Source organism: Pseudomonas sp. GD03944, assembly GCF_029839275.1.
In the GTDB taxonomy this organism is placed as follows: Bacteria; Pseudomonadota; Gammaproteobacteria; order Pseudomonadales; family Pseudomonadaceae; genus Aquipseudomonas.
Map to the genome: position 1 here is coordinate 82,321 of NZ_JAOCAH010000008.1, position 19,611 is coordinate 101,931.

A 19,611-nucleotide genomic window follows, 5' to 3' on the forward strand; every position below is an offset into this window, starting at 1 on the left:
CTGAACTCCTTTTTCATGGTTATGATGCCCGGCAGACGGGAAACGTCGGTGCGACAGTAACGCCTCGTTATACGCCTGACCGTACCGTACGCACATATCCAGGAGCCAGCCATGCAGACTTTCTATCCGGAGATCAAACCCTACGCCCGCCATGATCTGGCGGTCGAGGCGCCGCATGTGCTTTACGTGGACGAAAGCGGCTCTCCGGATGGGCTGCCCGTGGTGTTCATTCACGGCGGTCCGGGCGCGGGTTGCGATGCCATGAGCCGCCGCTTCTTCGACCCGACCCTGTACCGCATCATCACCTTCGATCAGCGCGGCTGCGGGCGTTCGACCCCCCATGCCAGCCTGGAAAACAACACCACCTGGGACCTGGTTGCCGACCTCGAGCGAATCCGCGAGCACCTGGGCATCGACAAGTGGGTGCTGTTCGGTGGCTCCTGGGGCTCCACCTTGTCCCTGGCCTATGCCCAGCGTCATCCGGAGCGCATCCACGCGCTGATCCTGCGGGGCATCTTTCTCTGCCGCCCGCAGGAGTTCCGCTGGTTCTACCAGGAAGGCGCCAGCCGCCTGTTCCCCGATTACTGGCAGGACTACGTGGCGCCGATTCCGGTGGAGGAGCGCGGCGACCTGATGCAGGCCTTCTACAAGCGCCTGACCGGCTCCGACCAGATCGCCCAGATGCACGCCGCCAAGGCCTGGTCGACCTGGGAGGGCAAAACCCTCACGCTGCGCCCCAACCCGCAGGTGGTCGATCGCTTCACAGATGCCCATCGCGCACTGTCGATCGCCCGCATCGAGTGCCATTACTTCGTCAACAACGCCTTCCTCGAGCCGGACCAGTTGCTGCGCGACATGCCGAAGATCGCCCACCTGCCGGGTGTCATCGTGCACGGCCGCTACGACGTCATCTGCCCGCTGGACAATGCCTGGGACCTGCACCAGGCCTGGCCCAACAGCGAGCTGCAGATCATCCGCGATGCCGGCCATGCCGCGTCGGAAATCGGCATCACCGATGCCCTGGTACGCGCCACCGACCAGATCGCCCGGCGCCTGCTCAACCTGGCGCCTGACGAAGCGTGAAGGCGCTGATCCAGCGGGTACGCAGCGCGCGGGTGGACGTGGCCGGCGAAGTGGTTGGCGCGGTGGACCAGGGCCTGCTGGCGCTGGTCGGGGTCGAGCCCCAGGACACTCCGGCCAGTGTCGCCAAGCTGCTGCACAAGCTGCTCAACTACCGGGTGTTCAGCGATGCCGACGGCAAGATGAACCTGTCGCTCAGTGATGTCGGTGGCGGTCTGTTGCTGGTCTCGCAATTCACCCTGGCGGCTGACACCAAAAGCGGCCTGCGCCCGAGCTTTTCCAGCGCCGCGTCGCCCGCATTGGGCGCCGAGCTGTTCGACCTGCTGGTCGAGCAGGCTCGGCGTCAGCATCCCACGGTGGCCACCGGGCGCTTCGGCGCCGACATGCAGGTGCATCTGGTCAATGACGGGCCGGTGACTTTTCTCCTGGAAACCTGAGCCGCTTCAGCGGGCCAGCGCCTCGGCGACGAAGTCGAGGCGGTCCTGGCCAAAATGCAGTTCGTTGCCGACGAAGAAGGTCGGCGCCCCGAAGACCCCGCGGCGGATGGCTTCCTCGGTGGTCTGCTTGAGCCGCTCCTTGACCGCTTCGTCGCTGACCAGTCGCTCGAACGCGGTGGCGTCGAGGCCGGCTTTCTCCAGCACCTCGGCCACGACCTCGAGATTGCCGAGGTTCTTCTGCTGCACCCACAGGGCCTCGAATATGGCCTGCACGTAGGTGACGAAGTGCGGCGTATCCAGGTAGCCGGTGGCGCCGCGCATCAGCGTCAGGGTGTTGATCGGGAAGTGCGGGTTGAAGGCCATCGGCACGCCATAGCGCGTGGCGAAGCGGGCCAGGTCCTGCAGCATGTAGCGCCCCTTGGCCGGCACGCTGATCGGTGACTGGTTGCCGGTGGCCTTGAACACCCCACCCAGCAGCATCGGGCGCCAGGCAATCTCGGCGCCTGCATCGGCAGCGATACGCGGCAACTGGGTCCAGGCCAGGTAGCTGGTGGGGCTGCCGAAATCGAAAAAGAACTCAACGGTTTTGCTCATTGCGTACTCCTCTTGGAGGACCTGTTATTAGCCTGGTGTGCAGCGGCTGGAAAGGTTTCCGCGTCTCGTGATCCCGTAGGGTGGATGACGCTTTGTTCATCCACCATGAGGTGTGCGGTGGTGGATGGGTGAAGCGTCATCCACCCTACGGAATACCCTCGGCTTTCGGCTGCAATCCTGGGGGAGCACTGGGTCAGAAGGTTTCCGTCCAGGGTCGCAGGTCCAGTTCGTGCACCCAGCAGTCCCGTGGCTGGCAATGGATCTGCCAGTAGGTCTCGGCGATGTGTGCCGGGTCGAGGATGCCGTCCTGTTCCTTGCGCTGGTATAGCTCGGGAAAGGTGTCGCGGATGAAGGCGGTATCGATGGCGCCGTCGATGATCGGGTGGGCGACATGGATGCCCTTGGGGCCGAGTTCGCGGGCCATGCTCTGGGCCAGAGCCCGCAGGGCGAACTTGGCGCTGGCGAAGGCAGCGAAGTTGGCGCGGCCGCGCAGCGAGGCGGTGGCGCCGGTGAAGAGGATGGTGCCGCGGCCGCGGGTGAGCATGACTTTCGCCGCTTCGCGCCCGGTCAGGAAACCTGCCAGCGCGGCCATTTCCCAGACCTTGCGGTAGACCCGCTCGGTGGTTTCGGTGATCGAGAACTGCACGTTGGCACCGATGTTGAAAACCACCACCTCGATGGGTGCGACCTCCCGTTCGATGGTGGCGAGCAGGTCGATGACCTGTTCTTCGATCCGGGCATCGCAGCCAAATGCGCGGGCCCGTCCACCTGCCGCTTCGATCTCCTCGACCAGCGGCGCCAGTTTGTCAGCGTTGCGTCGGGCCACGCAGGCGATGTAGCCCTCGCGGGCAAAGCGCTTGGCAATGGCACCGCCGGTGGCATCGCCGGCGCCTACCACGAGGACGGCTTTTTCCTGTGACATACGGGTTCTCCGTGTGGGGCGGACTCCTCGGCAAGCGATCGGAACGCACGTGGTTCTTGTTAGTTCTTATTTGGAACCTGGCTCGATAGTGGGTTCCGTTTTGGAACCTGTCAAGTTATCGTGCGTTATCGATTGCCGGAGAATCACCGATGCGCTGGGAAGAGCTCGACCAACAACCCTGTTCGCTGGCACGGACCCTGTCCGTGGTCGGGGACCGCTGGACGTTGCTGATCCTGCGCGAGTGTTTTCTCGGGATTCGCCGCTTCGACGAATTCGAGAAGCGCCTAGGTGTGACCCGTCATCTGCTGGCGGAGCGGCTGAAGAAACTGGCCGAGCACGGTGTGCTGGACAAGGTCGCCTACCAGGCGCGGCCGGTACGGGAGGAATACCGTCTCACCGACAAGGGCCGTGAGCTGTACCCGGCGGTGCTGGCGCTGGTGAACTGGGGCGATCGGCACATGAGCGACGAGAACGGCCCGCCGATCCGCCACGTGCACCGCAGTTGCGGCCATGCCATGCACGGCGTGCTGGTGTGCTCCGAATGCGGTGAGCCGTTGCTGGCCAATGAGGTGCGCCTGGAGGAGGCGCCGGCGTTCGCCGGGCAGTTGCTGCCCGCGCATTGGAAGGATCGCGACTGAGCGGGATCAGAACAGGCGGGCGAGCAGCGCGGTGACGGCGGTTTCGACCCGCAGGATACGTTCGCCGAGCTGCACGGGTTGCAGGCCGGCCTCCTGCAGTTTTTCCACTTCGTAGGGAATCCAGCCACCCTCGGGGCCGATGGCCAGGGTGACCGGTTGCTCGACCGCACGCGGGCAGGCCGGGTAATCACCCGGGTGTCCGACCAGGCCCAGGCTGTCGCCGACCAGGGCCGGCAGGCGGTCCTCTACAAAGGGCTTGAAGCGCTTCTCGATGATCACCTCAGGCAGCACCGTGTCGCGGGCCTGCTCCAGGCCGAGAATCAGCTGCTCGCGAATCGCCTCCGGTTCCAGGAATGGTGTCTGCCAGAAGCTTTTTTCCACGCGGTAGCTGTTGAGCAGCACCAGGCGCGGCACGCCCATGGCGCTGACGGTCTGCAGCACGCGCTTGAGCATCTTCGGCCGGGGCAGCGCCAGCAGGAGGGTCAGGGGCAGTTTGGCGGGAGCGGGTTGGTCGAGCGTGACCTGCAACTCCGCCTCGTCGGCCTCCAGGCGCAGCAGCTGGCCGCGGCCCATGGCCCCGTTCAGCCGACCGACGCGGAGGCTGTCGCCCGCCTCCGCGCGGTGTACCTCGTGCAGGTGTTTGAGGCGACGCCCGCTAAGCAGGGCGCGGTCAGCGGCCACGAAGTTACTGTCTTCCAGGAGCAGCAGGTTCACGGCTGGGGAGCGGGCGGCTGGTCTTCGGTTTCCGCTTCGTCGTCTTCGTGCTCGGCGTCGCGGTCGCGCTTGATCAGGCTGCCACAGAGCACGCCCACCTCGAACAACAGCCACATCGGCACCGCCAGGAGCGTCTGTGAGAACACGTCGGGCGGTGTGAGGATCATGCCGACCACGAAGCAGCCGACGATCACGTAGGGGCGGCTTTTGCGCAGGGTTTCGACATCGACGATGCCGACCCAGATCAGCAGGAAAGTGGCGACCGGGATCTCGAAGGCGACGCCGAAGGCCAGGAACAGCGTGAGGACGAAGTTCAGGTACTCGTTGATGTCCGTCATCATCGCCACGCCGTCCGGGGTGACGCTGGCGAAGAAGTGGAAAATGATCGGGAACACCAGGAAGTAGGCGAAGGCCATGCCGCTGTAGAACAGAATGATGCTGGAGACCAGCAACGGCACCGCGATGCGCTTCTCGTGCTTGTACAGGCCCGGAGCGATGAAACCCCAGATCTGGTGCAGGATCACCGGCACGCTGAGGAACAGCGCGACCCAGGCGGTGAGCTTGAACGGCGTGAGGAACGGCGAGGCGACGCCGGTGGCGATCATCGTCGCGCCTTCCGGCAGGTACGCCCGCAGCGGCGCCGAGACGAGGGTGTAGATGTCCTGGGCGAAATAGAACAGACCGGCGAACAGCAGGAACACCATGACGATGCACCGCAGCATGCGCGAGCGCAGCTCGGTCAGGTGCGAGAGCAGCGGCATTTCCTGATCGCCATCGGGTAGTCGACTCATGGTTGCTGAGGCTTGTCCTGGCTGGTGGGTGGCGGCGCGGGCGGTGTGCTCGGGGCGGCCGGGTCCGGGCTGATGGTCGGTTCGGCAGGCTTGCTGCCCGGCGGGCTGAGCAGGTCGCGTTTCATGGCCTGCATCTCGCGCTCCAGTTCGAGAATCTTGTCGTTGTGGAGCTGCCGGCGGATTTCATCGGCACCGAGTTCGCGTTCCACGTCCTGCTTGATCGCCTGGAAGCTGCGTTTCAGGCGGCCGATCCACAGGCTGGCGGTACGCACCGCACCGGGCAGGCGTTCCGGGCCGAGAACAACCAGGGCAACCAGGCCGACCAGGAGCAGTTCGGAAAAGCCTATATCGAACATGGCGTGGGATCAGTCCTTGCGAGCAGGCTCTTCGACTTTCTGGGCCTGCGCGTCGATGGTGTGCGGCTGGTTCAGCGGAGCGGTCGGCTGGGCCGGCTGCGGCTTGGCGGCATCGGCCGGAGCGCCTGGCTGCTGCTCGTCGTCGGTGTTCATCGCCTTGCGGAAACCCTTGATGGTTTCGCCGAGGTCCGAACCCAGGTTCTTCAGCTTCTTGGTACCGAACACCAGAATCACGACGATGAGAATGACCAGCCAGTGTTTCCAATCGAAAATGCCCATGTACGGAGCCTCTTGAGGTTGATTAGTGGGTGTCGGTGCGTGCGGCTTTTTCCGCATGCCCGGACAGGCCGAAGCGGCGATCGAGTTCGTCCAGTACCGCCTGGGGGTGCTGACCGAGGGCGGCCAGCATGACCAGGCTGTGGAACCACAGGTCCGCGGTTTCGTAGATCAGGTCGCTGCAGTCGCCACTGGCGGCTGCGTCCTTGGCGGCGAGAATGGCTTCCACCGATTCCTCGCCGACTTTCTCGAGAATCTTGTTCAGCCCCTTGTGATAGAGGCTGGCCACGTAGGAGCTGTCGGCCGCTGCACCCTTGCGCGCTTCCAGCACCTCGGCGAGGCGGGTCAGGGTGTCACTCATGCTTGTGTCCTGCGTAGATGGCGTGGGGGTCTTTCAGCACGGCATCGACGGTTTTCCAGCCGTCGTTTTCCAGCACCCGGTAGAAGCAGCTTTCGCGGCCAGTGTGGCAGGCGATGCCGCCCAGTTGCTCGACCATCAGGATGATCACGTCGGCGTCGCAGTCCAGGCGCAGCTCATGCAGTTTCTGCACGTGGCCGGACTCTTCGCCCTTGCGCCACAGTTTGCCGCGCGAGCGCGACCAGTAGATAGCCCGTTGCTCGGCAGCGGTCAGGGCGAGGGATTCGCGGTTCATCCAGGCCATCATCAGCACGCGGCCGGTCTTGTGGTCCTGGGCGATCGCCGGCACCAGGCCGTCGCTGTTCCAGTTGATGTCGTCGAGCCAATCGTTCATCGGTGTTCCGTCAGAAATCAGAGGCGGGCGCCAGCGCGTCCGGCTATTGACCAAGTGTGCCAGTGCGGCGGCCGACTGGCTATCGGCGCAGTACCAGATAGAGACCGCCGGCCAGCATCGCCCAGTTCGTCCAGTCCAGCACGTTCAGGGCCAGGCCCTGGCTGGCGGCACCGCCGATCAGCGCGGCACCGAGCAGGCGCACCGGCCAGGTTTCACGGCGGCTGTCTGGCTCCTGGCGCGCCGGGGCCTGCTGGTTGAGGCGCTCCAGGGTGTCGCGGGCCATTTGCGACAGGTGAGGCACCTGTTCGGCCTGCTGCTGCAGGTTGCGCAGCAGGTGCAGGGGGCTGATCCGCTCGCGCATCCAGCGCTCCAGGAAGGGCTGAGCGGTGCTCCAGAGGTCCAGGTCGGGGTACAGCTGGCGACCCAGGCCTTCGATGTTCAGCAGGGTTTTCTGCAGCAGCACCAGTTGCGGCTGCACTTCCATGTTGAAGCGGCGCGCCGTCTGGAACAGGCGCAGCAGCAACTGGCCGAAGGAAATATCCTTTAACGGTTTTTCGAAGATCGGTTCGCAAACGGTGCGGATCGCCGCCTCGAATTCGTTGACCTTGGTGTCGACCGGCACCCAGCCTGAGTCGATGTGCAGCTGCGCCACCTTGCGGTAATCACGCTTGAAGAAGGCGATCAGGTTGCGTGCCAGGTAATCCTGGTCCTCGTCGGTGAGGCTGCCGATGATGCCGCAGTCGATGGCGATGTATTGCGGGTTCCAGGGCGTGCGGGTGCTGACGAAGATGTTGCCCGGGTGCATGTCGGCGTGGAAGAAGCTGTCGCGGAACACCTGGGTGAAGAAGATTTCCACGCCGCGCTCGGCCAGGGCCTTGAGGTCTGTGCGCTGGTCCACCAGGGTGGCGAGGTCGGTCACCGGCACGCCGTAGATGCGCTCCATCACCAGCACTTTCGGGCGGCACAGGTCCCAGTAGACCTGGGGCACGTAGAGCAGCGGCGAGCCCTCGAAGTTGCGGCGCAGCTGGCTGGCGTTGGCCGCCTCGCGCAGCAGGTCGAGTTCGTCGTAGATGGTCTTTTCGTAATCGCTGACCACTTCCACCGGGCGCAGGCGGCGCGCATCGGCAGAGGCCTTTTCGGCGATCCTGGCGAGCAGGAACAGCCAGGCGATGTCCTGGCGGATGATCGGCTTGAGGCCGGGACGGATCACCTTGATGACCACTTCCTCGCCGCTTTTCAGCTGCGCGGCGTGCACCTGAGCCACGGATGCCGATGCCAGGGGCTGGGCGTCGAAGCGGGCGAACAGTTCGCCGACCTTGGCGCCCAGCTGCGACTCGATCAGCGCCAGGGACTGGGTCGGGTCGAACGGCGGCACCTGGTCCTGCAGCCTGGCCAGCTCGTCGGCCATGTCCGGCGGCAGCAGGTCGCGGCGGGTGGACAGCAACTGGCCGAACTTGATGAAGATCGGCCCCAGTTCTTCCAGGGCCAGGCGCAGGCGTGCGCCCCGCGACAGGTCCAGCGGTGCACGGGGCAGCCAGCGCCAGGGCAGCAGAAAGCGCAACGCCCTCATCCAGAACGGGAGCGGCAGGTCGAACAGCAGGTCGTCCAGCCGGTAACGGACGACGACACGCTGGATGCGGAACAGGCGGCGGACGGCGAGCAGCTTCATGCGGTGGGCTTATTCTTCTGGGCGAGGCGCTCAATGCGCGCATCGAGACGGTCGAGGGCCAGCTTGAGGCGGTCGAGCTCGGCAAAGCGCGCATCGGCTTCGCGCTGACCCACCAAGCTGCGTGATTCTTCGCTGAGGTAGTCGGCCAGGTTCAGGCGCAGGCTGTCCAGGGTCTGCCCGGTCCAGTTGGCGCGGCTGCGCACGTGGGCACCGACCAGGTGGCTACCGACGGGCCCGAGCCAGTGCGACAGCTCGTACTCCCAGTCCAGCTCGAGGTCCTGGAGGATCGCCGCCAGCTCGAGCAGTACCCCGCTGTCGCCTTCCAGCTCGACCTCGGGGCCGTGCAGCACGGCGGTCTTTTCACGGCTGATGGCCAGTTGCAGCAGGCTGGAGGCGGGCGCGCGCAGGCGACAGTCGACCTCGCCGGCCCAGTTCGCTGCCAGGCGCAGGCCTTCGCCATCCGGGAGGATGAACAGCTGCAGGCTGGGCTTCTGGCAGTCCACGGCAATCACCCGTCCGGCCAGGCCCGACAGGCGTGGCAGGGCGGTACTGTCCATGCGCAGGACCCGGTTGAGCCCCAGCTCGACACCCGCCAGTAGCCCGCTGATGACCATCAGGGCTTGATACCGCGGTGCAGGGCGACGATGCCGCCGGTCATGTTGTGGTAGGTGACGCGCTCGAAGCCGGCCTCGGCCATCATCGCCTTGAGCGTGTCCTGGTCCGGGTGCATGCGGATCGACTCGGCCAGGTAGCGGTAGCTCTCGGCATCGTTGGTGATCAGCTTGCCCATCAGCGGCATGAAGTTGAACGAGTAGGTGTCGTAGACCTTCGACAGCAGGCTGCTGGACGGCTTGGAGAACTCCAGCACCAGCAGGCGGCCGCCCGGCTTGAGGACGCGCAGCATGGAGCGGATGGCCTCGTCCTTGTGGGTCACGTTGCGCAGGCCGAAGGCAATGGTCACGCAATCGAAATGGTTATCCGGGAACGGTAGCTTTTCCGCGTCGGCCTGGACGAACTTGACGTTGCCGGCCACGCCGCGGTCCAGCAGACGGTCACGGCCGACCTTGAGCATGGATTCGTTGATATCGGCCAGCACCACTTCGCCGGTGGGTCCGACCAGGCGCGAGAACTGCTTCGTCAGGTCGCCGGTACCGCCAGCGATGTCCAGCACGCGGTTGCCCGAACGCACGCCGGACAGCTCGATGGTGAAGCGTTTCCACAGCCGGTGCATGCCGCCCGAGAGCAGGTCGTTCATCAGGTCGTACTTGGCCGCCACCGAGTGGAAGACTTCGGCAACTTTCTGCGCTTTCTGGCTTTCCGGCACGTCCTGGAAACCAAAGTGCGTGGTGGGTTCGCTGCCGTCGTTCTTGCGTGGATCGTTCATGTGGCCCTTACCTAAAGTGCAGAGGAGGCTCAATCAAAGTGGCGGCCATTCTAAACCCGGTGCGCCTCCTGTGTCTTGACATGCGCTGCGGCAGGCGCCGACGGGCTGATATAGTCGTGTGACTGATCGTCGCAGCGGCCCGCAGGCAGAGGCTTGCCGGTACCGCCTTCGCGATGTCCCACCTGCCTGCCCTGGAGACACCACATGGCCAAAATCACTATCGAACGCCCCCATTCCCTCGGCCGCGAAGGCGCCCGTGAAAAGGCCGAACAACTGGCCGAACGCCTCGCCCGCGAATACGACGTGCGCTACCGCTGGAACGGCGACACCCTGGAGTTCAAGCGCAGCGGCGCCGACGGCAGCATCGTGGTGGGTGAAGACCAGGTCCGGGTGCAGCTCAACCTCGGCCTGCTGCTGTCGGCCATGAGCGGCACCATCAAACGCGAGATCGAAGAGGTGCTGGACAAGAGCCTGAAGGCTTAGGGCGCGTTCGATGTCAGTCGGATGACAACCTAGTATGTGGATTCTAATTTTCGTCGGTACGGTGTCACCAAGCCTGCATTCCGTGGGCGTTTCCTCGAACACATCGCGTGAGGTGCACCATGTCGAAAGTTGCCGTGAAAAAATCGGTCGAAGATAAAGCCGCCGTACTGACCGACGTTAAAGGTTACGCCCGCAAGATCTGGCTCGCGGGCCTTGGGGCCTACGCAAAGGCCGGCCAGGAAGGCGTCGGCTACTTCAAGGAGCTGGTAAAAACTGGCGAAGGCGTTGAGCAAAAAGGCAAAAAGCTGGTCAATGAACAGGTCGAGGCGGCCAATTCGCAGATTGGCAGCGTGAAAAACACGGTCATCGGCGTCAAGGGCAAGGTTGACGTGCAACTCGACAAGATCGAAAAGGCGTTCGACACTCGGGTTGCCAGTGCCCTGAATCGTATCGGCATTCCGTCCAAGCAGGATGTTGAAACACTGTCTGCTAAGCTGGATGAGCTGAGCGCGTTGCTCGAGCACGTCGCGCGTACCAAATAAGGAGAGCAGGATGGCTGTCAAAAAGAAAACCGAAAAACAGACCAGCTCCTGGATCGGCGAGGTTGAAAAATACTCGCGTCAGATCTGGTTGGCGGGCTTGGGCGCATACTCCAAGGTCAGCAAGGACGGCACCAAGCTGTTCGATACCCTGGTCAAGGATGGCGAGAAGGCTGAAAAGCAGGCCAAGGCCGAAGTCGACAAGCAGGTGGGCTCCGTGAAGTCCTCGGTCGGTACGACCGTTGGCAGCGCCCGCTCGAAGGTCGATGAAGTGCGTGGCAAGGCGATCGGCAAGTGGGGCGAGCTCGAAGAGGCTTTCGACAAGCGCCTGAACAACGCGATCTCGCGTCTCGGCGTACCGAGCCGCAATGAAGTGAAGTCGCTCAACGACAAAGTCGACAGCCTGACCAAGCAGCTCGAAAAGCTCACCGGCGTCTCGGCCAAGTCGGTCAAGCCGGCAGCCAAGCCTGCGGTCAAACCCGCCGTTAAGCCGGCGGCCAAACCGGCCGCCAAGGCGGCGTCGAAGCCAGCCGCCAAGCCGGCAGCCAAACCCGCCGTCAAGGCCGCCGCCGCGAAACCGGCAGCCAAGCCTGCTGCTAAACCTGCGGCCAAACCGGCAGCGAAAGCCGCCGCCAAGCCGGCAGTCAAACCCGCTGCCAAGCCAGCCGCTGCTGCGAAGCCTGCGGTCAAGCCCGCTGCCAAACCGGCTGCGAAACCCGCTGTGAAAGCCGCCGCCAAGCCAGCAGCCAAACCCGCGGCAAAACCTGCTGCCAAGCCTGCGGCGGCGAAAAAGCCAGCAGTGAAAAAGCCGGCAGCGCCGAAGCCTGTCGCGGCCAAGCCCGCTGGACCCAAGCCGGCTACCCCCGCGGCACCGACTCCGGCAGCCACCGCTCCGGCGACCACCCCAGCTGCACCGGTGACCCCGATCACTCAATCCTGAGTGTGACGGTGTTTCTCGCAACGCCCGGCCTCGTGCCGGGCGTTTGCGTTTCTGGGGTCAGGCTTCCAGGTAGCGCTGCGCCAGGTGTTCGGCGGCGAAGCGTGATTCGCTCTTCAGGTGGGGCGCCACCAGCATCATCACCTGATAGACCACCAGGCGACTCTCGCCTTCGCTGCCGATGATGCGCTGGTAGTCCAGGGAAAAAAGCAGGGTCAGGGTGATCTGCTCGACCAGTTGGCCGAGCGATGGGGTGTCGCTGGTCAGCTGGCCCTGGGCCTTGAGGCGGGCGAGCAGCGAGGCCAGGGTGCGCTTCAGGGCGTTGAGCCAGTTGCGAATCCCCCGGGCCAGTTTGGGCAGGCGCCCCGCTAGGTTGGACAGGTCCTGGAACAGAAAACGGTACTGAGCCAGCTTCTCGACGATCAGGTGCAGGAACAGCCAGTAGTCCTCGGCGTCCAGGCGCACGTCGTCCGGCGGGTCGAGCAGGGGCGCGATATCGGCCTGGAAGCGCTCGAAAAGCCCCAGGATCAGGGGCTCCTTGCCATGGAAGTGGTAGTAGAGATTGCCCGGGCTGATCTCCAGCTCGTTGGCGATTTCCAGGGTGGAAACATTGGGCTCGCCGTGCTGGTTGAACAGCATCAGCGCACATTCGAGGATACGCTCGCGGGTTTTCATCCGGTCTTCTTGTGCAGGCCTCGGGGAACTGAACGATAACCGGCCGGGTTGCCCACGGCCAGCCAGGGCTTGTTCAGCGTACGTGGATATAAGTGCCGGGCGCGGCCTCCATGGCCGGGTAGGTCTGGTTGCCCAGCGCGGTCAGGGTTTCCCGTTGCGTGCCGGAGCGGGCCTGGATCCATTCCAGCCACTGCGGCCACCAGCTGCCCTGCACGTGCTGTGCGTCGTGGTACCAGGCGCGCGGGTCGGAGGTCAGCTTGGCGTTCTCGTAGTAGTTGGCCTTGGGGTTGCCAGGCGGGTTGAGGATGCTCTGGATATGCCCGCTGTTGGACAGCAGGAAACGCCGGTCGCCACCGAGCAGCAGGGTCGAGCGATAGACCGCGTCCCAGGGGGTGATGTGGTCGTTGATGCCGGCCACGCTGAAGCTGTCGACCGTCACTTTCTGCAGGTCGATGGGGGTGCCGCAGACTTCCAGGGCGCCGGCCCGGGTCAGCGGGTTGTGCTTGAAGAAGTCGATCAGGTCGCCGTGCAGGGCTGCGGGCAGGCGGGTGTTGTCGTTGTTCCAGTAGAGGATGTCGAACGCCGGCGGCTTCTTGCCGAGCAGGTAGTTGTTGATCCAGTAGTTCCAGATCAGGTCGTTGGGGCGCATCCAGGCGAACACCTTGGCCATGTCGCGCCCGTCCAGCACGCCGTGCTGGTAAGAGCGGCGCTTGGCGGTCTCCAGGGTCTGCTCGTCGGCGAAGAGCATGGCCGGGCTGTCGATCTGGCTGTCGAGCAGGCTGACCATGTAGGTGGCGCTGGACACCTTGCGCAACTGGCGTCTGGCCTGCAGGTGGCCCTGCAGCGCGGCGATGCTCAGACCGCCGGCGCAGGCGCCCATCAGGTTGACTTCCTTGCTGCCGGTGATGGCCCGGCACACCTCCAGGGCCTCTTCCAGCGCCTGCACGTAGGTGGACAGCCCCCATTCGCGGTGCCGCGCATCCGGGTTGCGCCAGCTGACCATGAAGGTCTGCAGGCCGTTCTTCAGCGCGTACTGGACGAAGCTCTTGTCGTTGGACAGGTCGAATATGTAGTACTTGTTGATCTGCGGCGGCACGATCAGCAGCGGCCGGGCGAACTGCTTTTCGCTCATAGGCTTGTACTGGATGAGCTCCAGCAGTTCGTTGCGAAACACGACAGCGCCGGGGGTGGTGGCCAGGTTGCGGCCCACTTCGAAGGACTGTTTGCTGACCTGGCTGGGCATGCCGTCGTTGTGCAGCAGGTCGTCGAACAATTGCCCCAGGCCCTTGAACACGCTGCTGCCACCGCTGTTGAACAGCTCCTTGACGGCCAGCGGGTTGAGCAGGGTGTTGGAGGGCGAGAGGGCGTCGCTGAGCAGGGTGGAGACGAAACGCGCCCGGGCGCGGTCATCGGCGCTCAGGTCGCTCTCATCGATCCAGCTGTTCAGTTGCTTCTGCCAGGCCAGGTAGGCCTGCAGGCTGCGCCGGTAGAAGGGGTTGTGGCGCCAGGTGGGGTCGGCGAAGCGCGCATCCTGCGGGTTGACCGCGTACAGGGTGTCGCCGCGCAGCACCCGGCCCAGCTGGCCGCCGAACGCCAGGGCGTGACGGGCGCTGTGCACCGGCTGCTTGAGGCCTTGCAGCGCCAGGGTGCGCAGGGTGGACAGCAGGTCCCGCCCGCGCAGGCCAACCACCGCGTTCTGGGCGTTCATGACGCTGGACGGTACGGGCAGCGCACCGCGACGTGACTTGTCTCGCATGGGGCAACACTCCTTCGTCAGACCGTTGAGACTCAAGATCCATGGGGTCAGCAGCAAGGCTTGTATCAATGCGCGGGCCACGTGCATTCCAGACACGTGCTCGCGATACAGCAGGTCGTACCGACAACCGGTAAATGCATCGAGTCCAGGCAGCGCCGCACCACCTTGGTGCGGCGCCGGGGCAGTTCGTCAGTGCAGGTTATCTGTTGTAGCAGGTTCTCAGTGCGTGCGCGCGGGCACGGGGTTTGGGTGCATGATGGCCCGCTGCCGCTCCTCCTCGAGGAATTTCATGATGATCGGGGCGACGGCTTCGGCGCGGGTCACCAGGAACAGGTGGCCGTCGTCGATCACGTGCAGTTCGGAGTTGGGGATTCGCCAGGCCAGCAGGCGCATGTTGATCAGCGGGATCAGCGGGTCGTCGTCGCCGGCCATCACCAGGGTCGGTTGGCGGATCTTGTGCAGCCAGTGGATGCTGGTCCAGCCGAGGCCGGCGAACAGCTGCCAGTAATAGCCCATCTTGCCGCCCGAGCGCACCTTGCTCGCATGGGCCATGGCCAGCTTGGGGTCGCGGCGGAAGGCGCCACCGTAGATGTCCGGGGCGATGCGCACGCCATAGGACGGCTGCACGTAGCGCCGCGGGCTGGCCATGCGCCAGAGCACCTTGGGCTTGCCCGGCACCATCACCGCGCCTGCTGACGTGGCGGCTAGGATCAGCTTCTTGCAGCGCTCCGGATAATCGTGGGCGAACTGCTGGGCCAGGGCGCCGCCCCAGGACACGCCAATGGCGTTGACCTGGCCGTAGTCGAGGTAATCGAGCATGCGCGCGGCCAGCTTGGCCAGCCCGGGGAAGCGGTAGGGCGTGGCCGGGGTGGAAGAGCCGCCGACGCCAGGGACGTCGAAGGCGATGATCTCCATGTCCGGGTCGAGGGCCGCGACGAAGGGCATCACCAGCTCCAGGTTGGCGCCGATGCCGTTGAAGATCAGCAGCGGCACCAGCGCCCCGTTGCCAGGGCGCACCGCGGTACGGATGGTCTGCCCATCGAGGTCGATGGTGCGGAAGACGAATGGTTGCGGCATACGCGCGGCCTGTTATCGAGTTGAGCGCCGGATACGACCGTCCAGGCCGTTTCCGGAATGACCAGGGCTAGCCTGGCACGCCGCGCCCGGCCAGGCCGTCGCGGCGAGCGGCACCTCCCGTGCCGCAAGCAGTGTTGCAGAGCAGGTCAATCAGCGCTCGTGCACGTAGGTGCCCGGAGCCGCTTCGCCCGCCGGGTATTTCTTGTTGCCGAGCTTGGCCGGGGCGTTCTTGGTCGCGCCGGAGCGCTCCGCCAGCCAGGTCTGCCAGTGCAGCCACCAGGAATCGGTGTGTTTGGTCGAGCTTTCCTGCCAGGCCTTGGGATCGGCCGGCATCTCGCTGTTGGTCATGTACCGCGCCTTGGGGTTGCCCGGCGGGTTGAGGATGCTCTGGATATGGCCGCTGTTGGACAGCACGAACTCGCACTTGCCGCCGAACAGGTGGGCCGACTTGTAGCAGGAGTCCCACGGGGTGATGTGGTCGGTGGTGCCCGCGACGCAGAAGAAGTCGCAGGTGACCTGCTTCAGGTCGATCGGCGTGCCGCAGACTTCCAGGGCGCCGGAACGGGTCAGCGGGTTGGTCTGGAACATCTCGATGAATTCGCCGTGCAGGGCGGCTGGCAGGCGCGTGGTGTCGTTGTTCCAGTAGAGGATGTCGAACACCGGCGGCTCGTTGCCCAGCAGGTAGTTGTTGACCCAGTAGTTCCAGATCAGGTCGTTGGGGCGCATCCAGGCGAAGACCTTGGCCATGTCGCTGCCTTCCAGCACGCCGGCCTGGTAGGAGCGGCGCTTGGCGGCCTCCAGGGTCTTCTCGTCGGCGAACAGCGCCACCTGGGTGTCGAGCTGGGTGTCGAGCACGCTGACCAGCAGGGTCAGGGCATGCACCTTCTGCTCGCCGAGGGCGGCGTAGTGGCCGAGCAGCGAAGCGGTGGTCAGGCCGCCGGAGCAGGCGCCGAGCATGTTGACGTCCTTGCTGCCGGTGATGGCGCAGATCACGTCGATGGCTTCCTTCAGCGCCTCGATGTAGGTCGACAGGCCCCACTCGCGCTGGGCCTTGGTCGGGTTGCGCCAGCTGACCACGAAGGTCTGCACCTGGCTGCGCAACAGGAAGCGCGCCAGGCTCTTGTCCGGCGACAGGTCGAATACGTAGAACTTGTTGATCTGCGGCGGCACCACCAGCAGCGGGCGTTCGTGCACGCTTTCGGTGATCGGCTTGTACTGGATCAGCTCCAGCACGTCGTTGCGGAACACCACCGCGCCTTCGGTGGTGGAGAGGTTCTTGCCGACCTCGAAGGCCGCCATGTTCACCTGGCTGGGCATGCCGCCGTTGTTGACCATGTCCTTGGCCAGGTGCGAAAGGCCGTCGAGCAGGCTCTTGCCGCCGGTCTCGAAGAAGCGTTTGACCGCGGCCGGGTTGGCCATGCTGTTGGACGGGGCCATGGCTTCGGTCATCAGGTTGATCACGAAGTGGCCGCGGCTGGCGTCCTGCTCGGACAACGAGCTGTGCTCGATCCAGTCGTGCAGTTCCTTGCGCCAGGCCAGGTAGGTCTGCAGGTAGCGGCGGTAGAGCGGGTTCTGGCTCCAGGCCGGGTCGGCGAAGCGACGGTCGCCGTCCTCGGGGCTGAGGCTCGACTGGCCGAGCATGACGTTCTTCAGTTCGAGGCCGAAGTGGGCGACATGCTTGGCACTGTGAAAGGGTTGCTTGATGGCTTGAGCGAGCACCATACGCGCTGAGGTCAGCAGGTCTTTACCACGAATGCCGATGACCGGATTGAGGCCAAGGGTGTTTTCGGAAGCTTGGCGTTTCAGGTCATCATTATTTTTATCTGTCATCTACGACGCTCCATTGTCCTGAGACGAATACCGGCGCTGTGTTGTGCTCGGCGACACGGGGCCTGGCATTGCTCGGGTTACCGGGGGCGGATTGCTCCGCTGCTTTCGTGCATTCAGCCTGAGGACCCAATGCAGGGAACCTGCCAGTTCCTTGGTTACCCGAGTTTGTGAGTTTGCGCAAGTTGGTCGCGATAGCGCGTGATTGCGCAGGAGTATGCCGTCCGGGATTAGAAAATGCGTTCTAACCGGATGGCAGCGGGCGAGGCGGACGACGGACGGGACCATGACGAGCACTCTGGCTCGCCGGTTGGCTTACAGCATCAGTTTGACGACGGACTCGTTGGGGTCGCGGGATTTGCCGGCAGCCTCCAGGGCGGCGAGGTAATCGCGCCAGAGTTCGTCCTGGCGGGTGGCCAGTTGGTAAAGGTAATCCCAGGTGAACAGGCCGCTGTCGTGGCCATCGTCGAAGCACAGTTTGAGCGCGTAGTTGCCCGCGGGCTCGATGCGTTCCAGGGCGACGTTGATCTTGCCGGTCTGCAGCACCGGTTTGCCGTGGCCCTGCACCTCGGCCGAGGGGGAATGCACGCGCAGCAGTTCGGCGCTCAGGGTGAAGTGTTCGGCACCGTATTGCAGTTCCAGGGTGCGCGAGGCCTTGTGCAGCTTGATCGAGGAGGGGATGCGCATGGGGCGTTCCAATCGGCGGGTCTGCTGGCAAGCGTGCTCGCGATCCGGGTGGATCGCAAGCACGCCCGCTCGCGCAGCGTAGCGGTTACAGGATGTAGCGCGACAGGTCTTCGTCCTGGGCCAGCTCGCCCAGGTGGCTGTTGACGTAGGCCGCGTCGATGGCGATCGGCGCATCGTTGTGCTGCGCGGCGAGGTCACCGGCGCTGAACGAGACCTCCTCCAGCAGGCGCTCCAGCAGCGTATGCAGGCGGCGCGCGCCGATGTTCTCGGTCTTTTCGTTGACCTGCCAGGCGATCTCTGCGAGTCGCTTGATACCGTCTTCGGCGAAGGCGATCTTCAGTCCTTCGGTGTTGAGCAGGGCGGCGTACTGTTCGGTCAGCGACGCGTGCGGTTCGGTGAGGATGCGCTCGAAGTCTTCCGGCGACAGTGCCTTGAGCTCCACGCGGATCGGCAAGCGGCCCTGCAGCTCCGGCACCAGGTCACTGGGCTTGCTCAGGTGGAACGCGCCGGAGGCGATGAACAGGATGTGGTCGGTCTTGACCATGCCCAGCTTGGTGTTGACCGTGCAGCCCTCGATCAGCGGCAGCAGGTCACGCTGTACGCCCTCACGGGAGACATCGGCACCGCCGGTGTTGCCGCGCTTGGCGACCTTGTCGATTTCGTCGATGAAAACGATGCCGTTCTGCTCCACGGCTTCCAGGGCGCGGGCCTTGAGCTCTTCCTCGTTGACCAGGCGCGCGGCCTCTTCGTCACGGATGAGCTTGAGCGCTTCCTTGACCTTGAGCTTGCGGCTCTTCTTCTTGCCCTTGCCCATGCTGGAGAACAGGTTCTGCAGCTGGTTGGTCATCTCTTCCATGCCTGGCGGGGTCATGATTTCGATGCCGGCCGGGGCGTCGGCCACTTCGATGTCGATTTCCTTGTCGTCCAGCTGGCCTTCGCGCAGGCGCTTGCGGAACAGCTGACGGGTGTTGGAATCGCTGCTCGGGGCGGCTTCCTCGTTGAAACCGGTACGAGCCGGGGGCAGCAGGGCATCGAGAATGCGCTCTTCGGCGGCGTCTTCGGCACGGTGGCGAACCTTCACCATTTCCTGCTCGCGGAGCATTTTCACCGCCGCATCGGCCAGGTCGCGGATGATCGATTCGACATCGCGGCCGACATAGCCCACTTCGGTGAACTTGGTGGCTTCGACCTTGAGGAACGGCGCGTTGGCCAGTTTGGCCAGGCGGCGGGCGATTTCGGTCTTGCCGACACCGGTCGGGCCGATCATCAGGATGTTCTTCGGGGTCACTTCGGCGCGCAGCTCGACCGGCAGCTGCATGCGCCGCCAGCGGTTGCGCAGGGCGATGGCGACGGCGCGCTTGGCGTCGTCCTGGCCGATGATGTGGCGATTGAGTTCGTGGACGATCTCACGAGGGGTCATGGACATACGGGGCTCCAAACGGGAGTCGGCTCAGACGGCCGAGTCCAGTTCCTCAATGGTCAGGTTCTGATTGGTAAAGACACAGATCGAACCGGCAATGTTCAAGGCGGTTTCCGCCACTTCGCGGGCGGACATCTGTTCGGCATTCTGCAGCAGCGCCAGGGCCGCGGCCTGGGCGTAGCCGCCGCCGGAACCCATGGCGATCAGGCCGTGCTCGGGCTCCACCACGTCACCGTTGCCGGTGATGATCAGCGAGGCATCCTTGTTGGCCACTGCCAACATGGCCTCCAGGCGGCTTAGGGAGCGGTCTGTCCGCCAGTCCTTGGCCAGCTCGACGGCAGCACGCACCAGGTGGCCTTGGTGTTTCTCGAGCTTGCCTTCGAAGCGCTCGAACAGGGTGAAGGCATCCGCGGTGGCACCGGCGAAGCCGGCCAGCACCTGGCCGTGGTACAGGCGGCGCACTTTCTTCGCGTTGCCTTTCATCACGGTGTTGCCGAGGGATACCTGGCCGTCGCCGCCCATGACGACTTTGCCGTGGCGGCGTACTGAAACGATGGTGGTCAAGGGGAGAGTCTCCACGCAGCGGGGCAGATTTGC

The 19,611-nt window shown here is 64.6% G+C and carries 24 protein-coding genes; 6 read left to right on the forward strand and 18 right to left on the reverse strand.

The annotated features are described in order from the left end of the window. The first annotated feature begins 111 nt into the window (after window positions 1-111). Window positions 112-1,083, forward strand: coding sequence for a prolyl aminopeptidase (pip, locus tag N5C28_RS14135; protein ID WP_279823196.1), 972 nt, complete (start codon window positions 112-114; stop codon window positions 1,081-1,083). Further along, complete coding sequence (gene dtd, locus N5C28_RS14140) at window positions 1,080-1,517, forward strand: D-aminoacyl-tRNA deacylase (RefSeq protein ID WP_279823197.1); 438 nt, start codon at window positions 1,080-1,082, stop codon at window positions 1,515-1,517. The genes pip and dtd overlap by 4 nt, the downstream gene beginning before the upstream one ends. Before the next feature lie 6 nt (window positions 1,518-1,523). Here dtd and N5C28_RS14145 read toward each other — a convergent pair whose 3' ends face one another. Beyond that, on the reverse strand, window positions 1,524-2,111 hold the full coding sequence (locus tag N5C28_RS14145; RefSeq protein WP_279823198.1) for a 2-hydroxychromene-2-carboxylate isomerase: 588 nt from the start codon (window positions 2,109-2,111) through the stop codon (window positions 1,524-1,526). A 193-nt stretch (window positions 2,112-2,304) separates the two neighbouring features. Continuing rightward, entirely contained in the window at window positions 2,305-3,033 is a 729-nt protein-coding gene (locus N5C28_RS14150) for an SDR family oxidoreductase (RefSeq protein ID WP_279823199.1), read from the reverse strand. A gap of 149 nt (window positions 3,034-3,182) precedes the next feature. On the opposite strand from N5C28_RS14150, the gene N5C28_RS14155 reads away from it, so the two are divergent. Next, window positions 3,183-3,671, forward strand: coding sequence for a helix-turn-helix domain-containing protein (locus N5C28_RS14155; RefSeq protein WP_279823219.1), 489 nt, complete (start codon window positions 3,183-3,185; stop codon window positions 3,669-3,671). 6 nt (window positions 3,672-3,677) lie between these two features. Here N5C28_RS14155 and N5C28_RS14160 read toward each other — a convergent pair whose 3' ends face one another. The 9 genes from N5C28_RS14160 to ubiE all read right to left on the reverse strand — a co-directional run bounded on the left by N5C28_RS14160 (window position 3,678) and on the right by ubiE (window position 9,613). Next, entirely contained in the window at window positions 3,678-4,385 is a 708-nt protein-coding gene (locus tag N5C28_RS14160) for a 16S rRNA (uracil(1498)-N(3))-methyltransferase (protein WP_279823221.1), read from the reverse strand. Beyond that, window positions 4,382-5,176 carry a twin-arginine translocase subunit TatC gene (gene tatC / locus N5C28_RS14165; RefSeq protein ID WP_279823222.1) on the reverse strand — a complete coding sequence of 265 codons (795 nt, stop codon included), beginning with the start codon at window positions 5,174-5,176 and terminating at the stop codon, window positions 4,382-4,384. Before tatC ends, N5C28_RS14160 begins: the two co-directional genes overlap by 4 nt. Beyond that, window positions 5,173-5,532: a Sec-independent protein translocase protein TatB gene (tatB, locus tag N5C28_RS14170; RefSeq protein ID WP_279823223.1), complete on the reverse strand. Its 360-nt coding sequence runs from the start codon at window positions 5,530-5,532 to the stop codon at window positions 5,173-5,175. The genes tatC and tatB overlap by 4 nt, the downstream gene beginning before the upstream one ends. A gap of 9 nt (window positions 5,533-5,541) precedes the next feature. Further along, entirely contained in the window at window positions 5,542-5,811 is a 270-nt protein-coding gene (locus tag N5C28_RS14175) for a twin-arginine translocase TatA/TatE family subunit (protein ID WP_279823224.1), read from the reverse strand. Window positions 5,812-5,833: 22 nt separating this feature from the next. Then, window positions 5,834-6,169, reverse strand: a complete 336-nt coding sequence (locus N5C28_RS14180) for a phosphoribosyl-ATP diphosphatase (RefSeq protein ID WP_279823225.1) — start codon at window positions 6,167-6,169, stop codon at window positions 5,834-5,836. Next, window positions 6,162-6,560, reverse strand: a complete 399-nt coding sequence (hisI, locus tag N5C28_RS14185) for a phosphoribosyl-AMP cyclohydrolase (protein ID WP_279823226.1) — start codon at window positions 6,558-6,560, stop codon at window positions 6,162-6,164. The genes N5C28_RS14180 and hisI overlap by 8 nt, the downstream gene beginning before the upstream one ends. Window positions 6,561-6,639: 79 nt before the next feature. Then, window positions 6,640-8,229, reverse strand: coding sequence for a ubiquinone biosynthesis regulatory protein kinase UbiB (ubiB, locus tag N5C28_RS14190; RefSeq protein WP_279823228.1), 1,590 nt, complete (start codon window positions 8,227-8,229; stop codon window positions 6,640-6,642). Beyond that, complete coding sequence (locus N5C28_RS14195) at window positions 8,226-8,843, reverse strand: SCP2 sterol-binding domain-containing protein (RefSeq protein WP_279823229.1); 618 nt, start codon at window positions 8,841-8,843, stop codon at window positions 8,226-8,228. Before N5C28_RS14195 ends, ubiB begins: the two co-directional genes overlap by 4 nt. Beyond that, the gene (ubiE, locus tag N5C28_RS14200; RefSeq protein WP_279823231.1) at window positions 8,843-9,613 is read right to left on the reverse strand and encodes a bifunctional demethylmenaquinone methyltransferase/2-methoxy-6-polyprenyl-1,4-benzoquinol methylase UbiE; all 771 of its coding nucleotides are present in this window, start codon (window positions 9,611-9,613) and stop codon (window positions 8,843-8,845) included. Before ubiE ends, N5C28_RS14195 begins: the two co-directional genes overlap by 1 nt. Before the next feature lie 204 nt (window positions 9,614-9,817). Here ubiE and N5C28_RS14205 point away from each other — a divergent pair, with 204 nt between their 5' ends. The 3 genes from N5C28_RS14205 to N5C28_RS14215 all read left to right on the forward strand — a co-directional run bounded on the left by N5C28_RS14205 (window position 9,818) and on the right by N5C28_RS14215 (window position 11,575). Then, window positions 9,818-10,096: a polyhydroxyalkanoic acid system family protein gene (locus N5C28_RS14205; RefSeq protein WP_279823232.1), complete on the forward strand. Its 279-nt coding sequence runs from the start codon at window positions 9,818-9,820 to the stop codon at window positions 10,094-10,096. A gap of 119 nt (window positions 10,097-10,215) precedes the next feature. Continuing rightward, window positions 10,216-10,638 carry a phasin family protein gene (locus N5C28_RS14210; RefSeq protein ID WP_279823233.1) on the forward strand — a complete coding sequence of 141 codons (423 nt, stop codon included), beginning with the start codon at window positions 10,216-10,218 and terminating at the stop codon, window positions 10,636-10,638. 10 nt (window positions 10,639-10,648) lie between these two features. Then, window positions 10,649-11,575 carry a phasin family protein gene (locus N5C28_RS14215; protein ID WP_279823234.1) on the forward strand — a complete coding sequence of 309 codons (927 nt, stop codon included), beginning with the start codon at window positions 10,649-10,651 and terminating at the stop codon, window positions 11,573-11,575. Between the two features lie 57 nt (window positions 11,576-11,632). On the opposite strand, the gene N5C28_RS14220 is transcribed toward N5C28_RS14215, so the two are convergent. The 7 genes from N5C28_RS14220 to hslV form a co-directional block, all read right to left on the reverse strand. Continuing rightward, window positions 11,633-12,247: a TetR/AcrR family transcriptional regulator gene (locus N5C28_RS14220; RefSeq protein WP_279823235.1), complete on the reverse strand. Its 615-nt coding sequence runs from the start codon at window positions 12,245-12,247 to the stop codon at window positions 11,633-11,635. Between the two features lie 73 nt (window positions 12,248-12,320). Continuing rightward, window positions 12,321-14,003 (reverse strand): class II poly(R)-hydroxyalkanoic acid synthase, encoded by a 1,683-nt coding sequence (gene phaC / locus N5C28_RS14225; protein ID WP_279823237.1) that lies wholly within the window; start codon window positions 14,001-14,003, stop codon window positions 12,321-12,323. Window positions 14,004-14,222: 219 nt separating this feature from the next. Beyond that, the gene (gene phaZ, locus N5C28_RS14230) at window positions 14,223-15,080 is read right to left on the reverse strand and encodes a poly(3-hydroxyalkanoate) depolymerase (protein ID WP_279823238.1); all 858 of its coding nucleotides are present in this window, start codon (window positions 15,078-15,080) and stop codon (window positions 14,223-14,225) included. 150 nt (window positions 15,081-15,230) lie between these two features. Beyond that, window positions 15,231-16,910, reverse strand: a complete 1,680-nt coding sequence (gene phaC, locus N5C28_RS14235; RefSeq protein ID WP_279823239.1) for a class II poly(R)-hydroxyalkanoic acid synthase — start codon at window positions 16,908-16,910, stop codon at window positions 15,231-15,233. 312 nt (window positions 16,911-17,222) lie between these two features. After that, the gene (locus N5C28_RS14240) at window positions 17,223-17,594 is read right to left on the reverse strand and encodes a DUF971 domain-containing protein (RefSeq protein ID WP_279823240.1); all 372 of its coding nucleotides are present in this window, start codon (window positions 17,592-17,594) and stop codon (window positions 17,223-17,225) included. An 85-nt stretch (window positions 17,595-17,679) separates the two neighbouring features. Beyond that, window positions 17,680-19,020, reverse strand: a complete 1,341-nt coding sequence (hslU, locus tag N5C28_RS14245; RefSeq protein WP_279823242.1) for an ATP-dependent protease ATPase subunit HslU — start codon at window positions 19,018-19,020, stop codon at window positions 17,680-17,682. Between the two features lie 24 nt (window positions 19,021-19,044). Next, complete coding sequence (gene hslV, locus N5C28_RS14250) at window positions 19,045-19,578, reverse strand: ATP-dependent protease subunit HslV (RefSeq protein ID WP_279823243.1); 534 nt, start codon at window positions 19,576-19,578, stop codon at window positions 19,045-19,047. Between the last annotated feature and the right edge of the window lie 33 nt (window positions 19,579-19,611).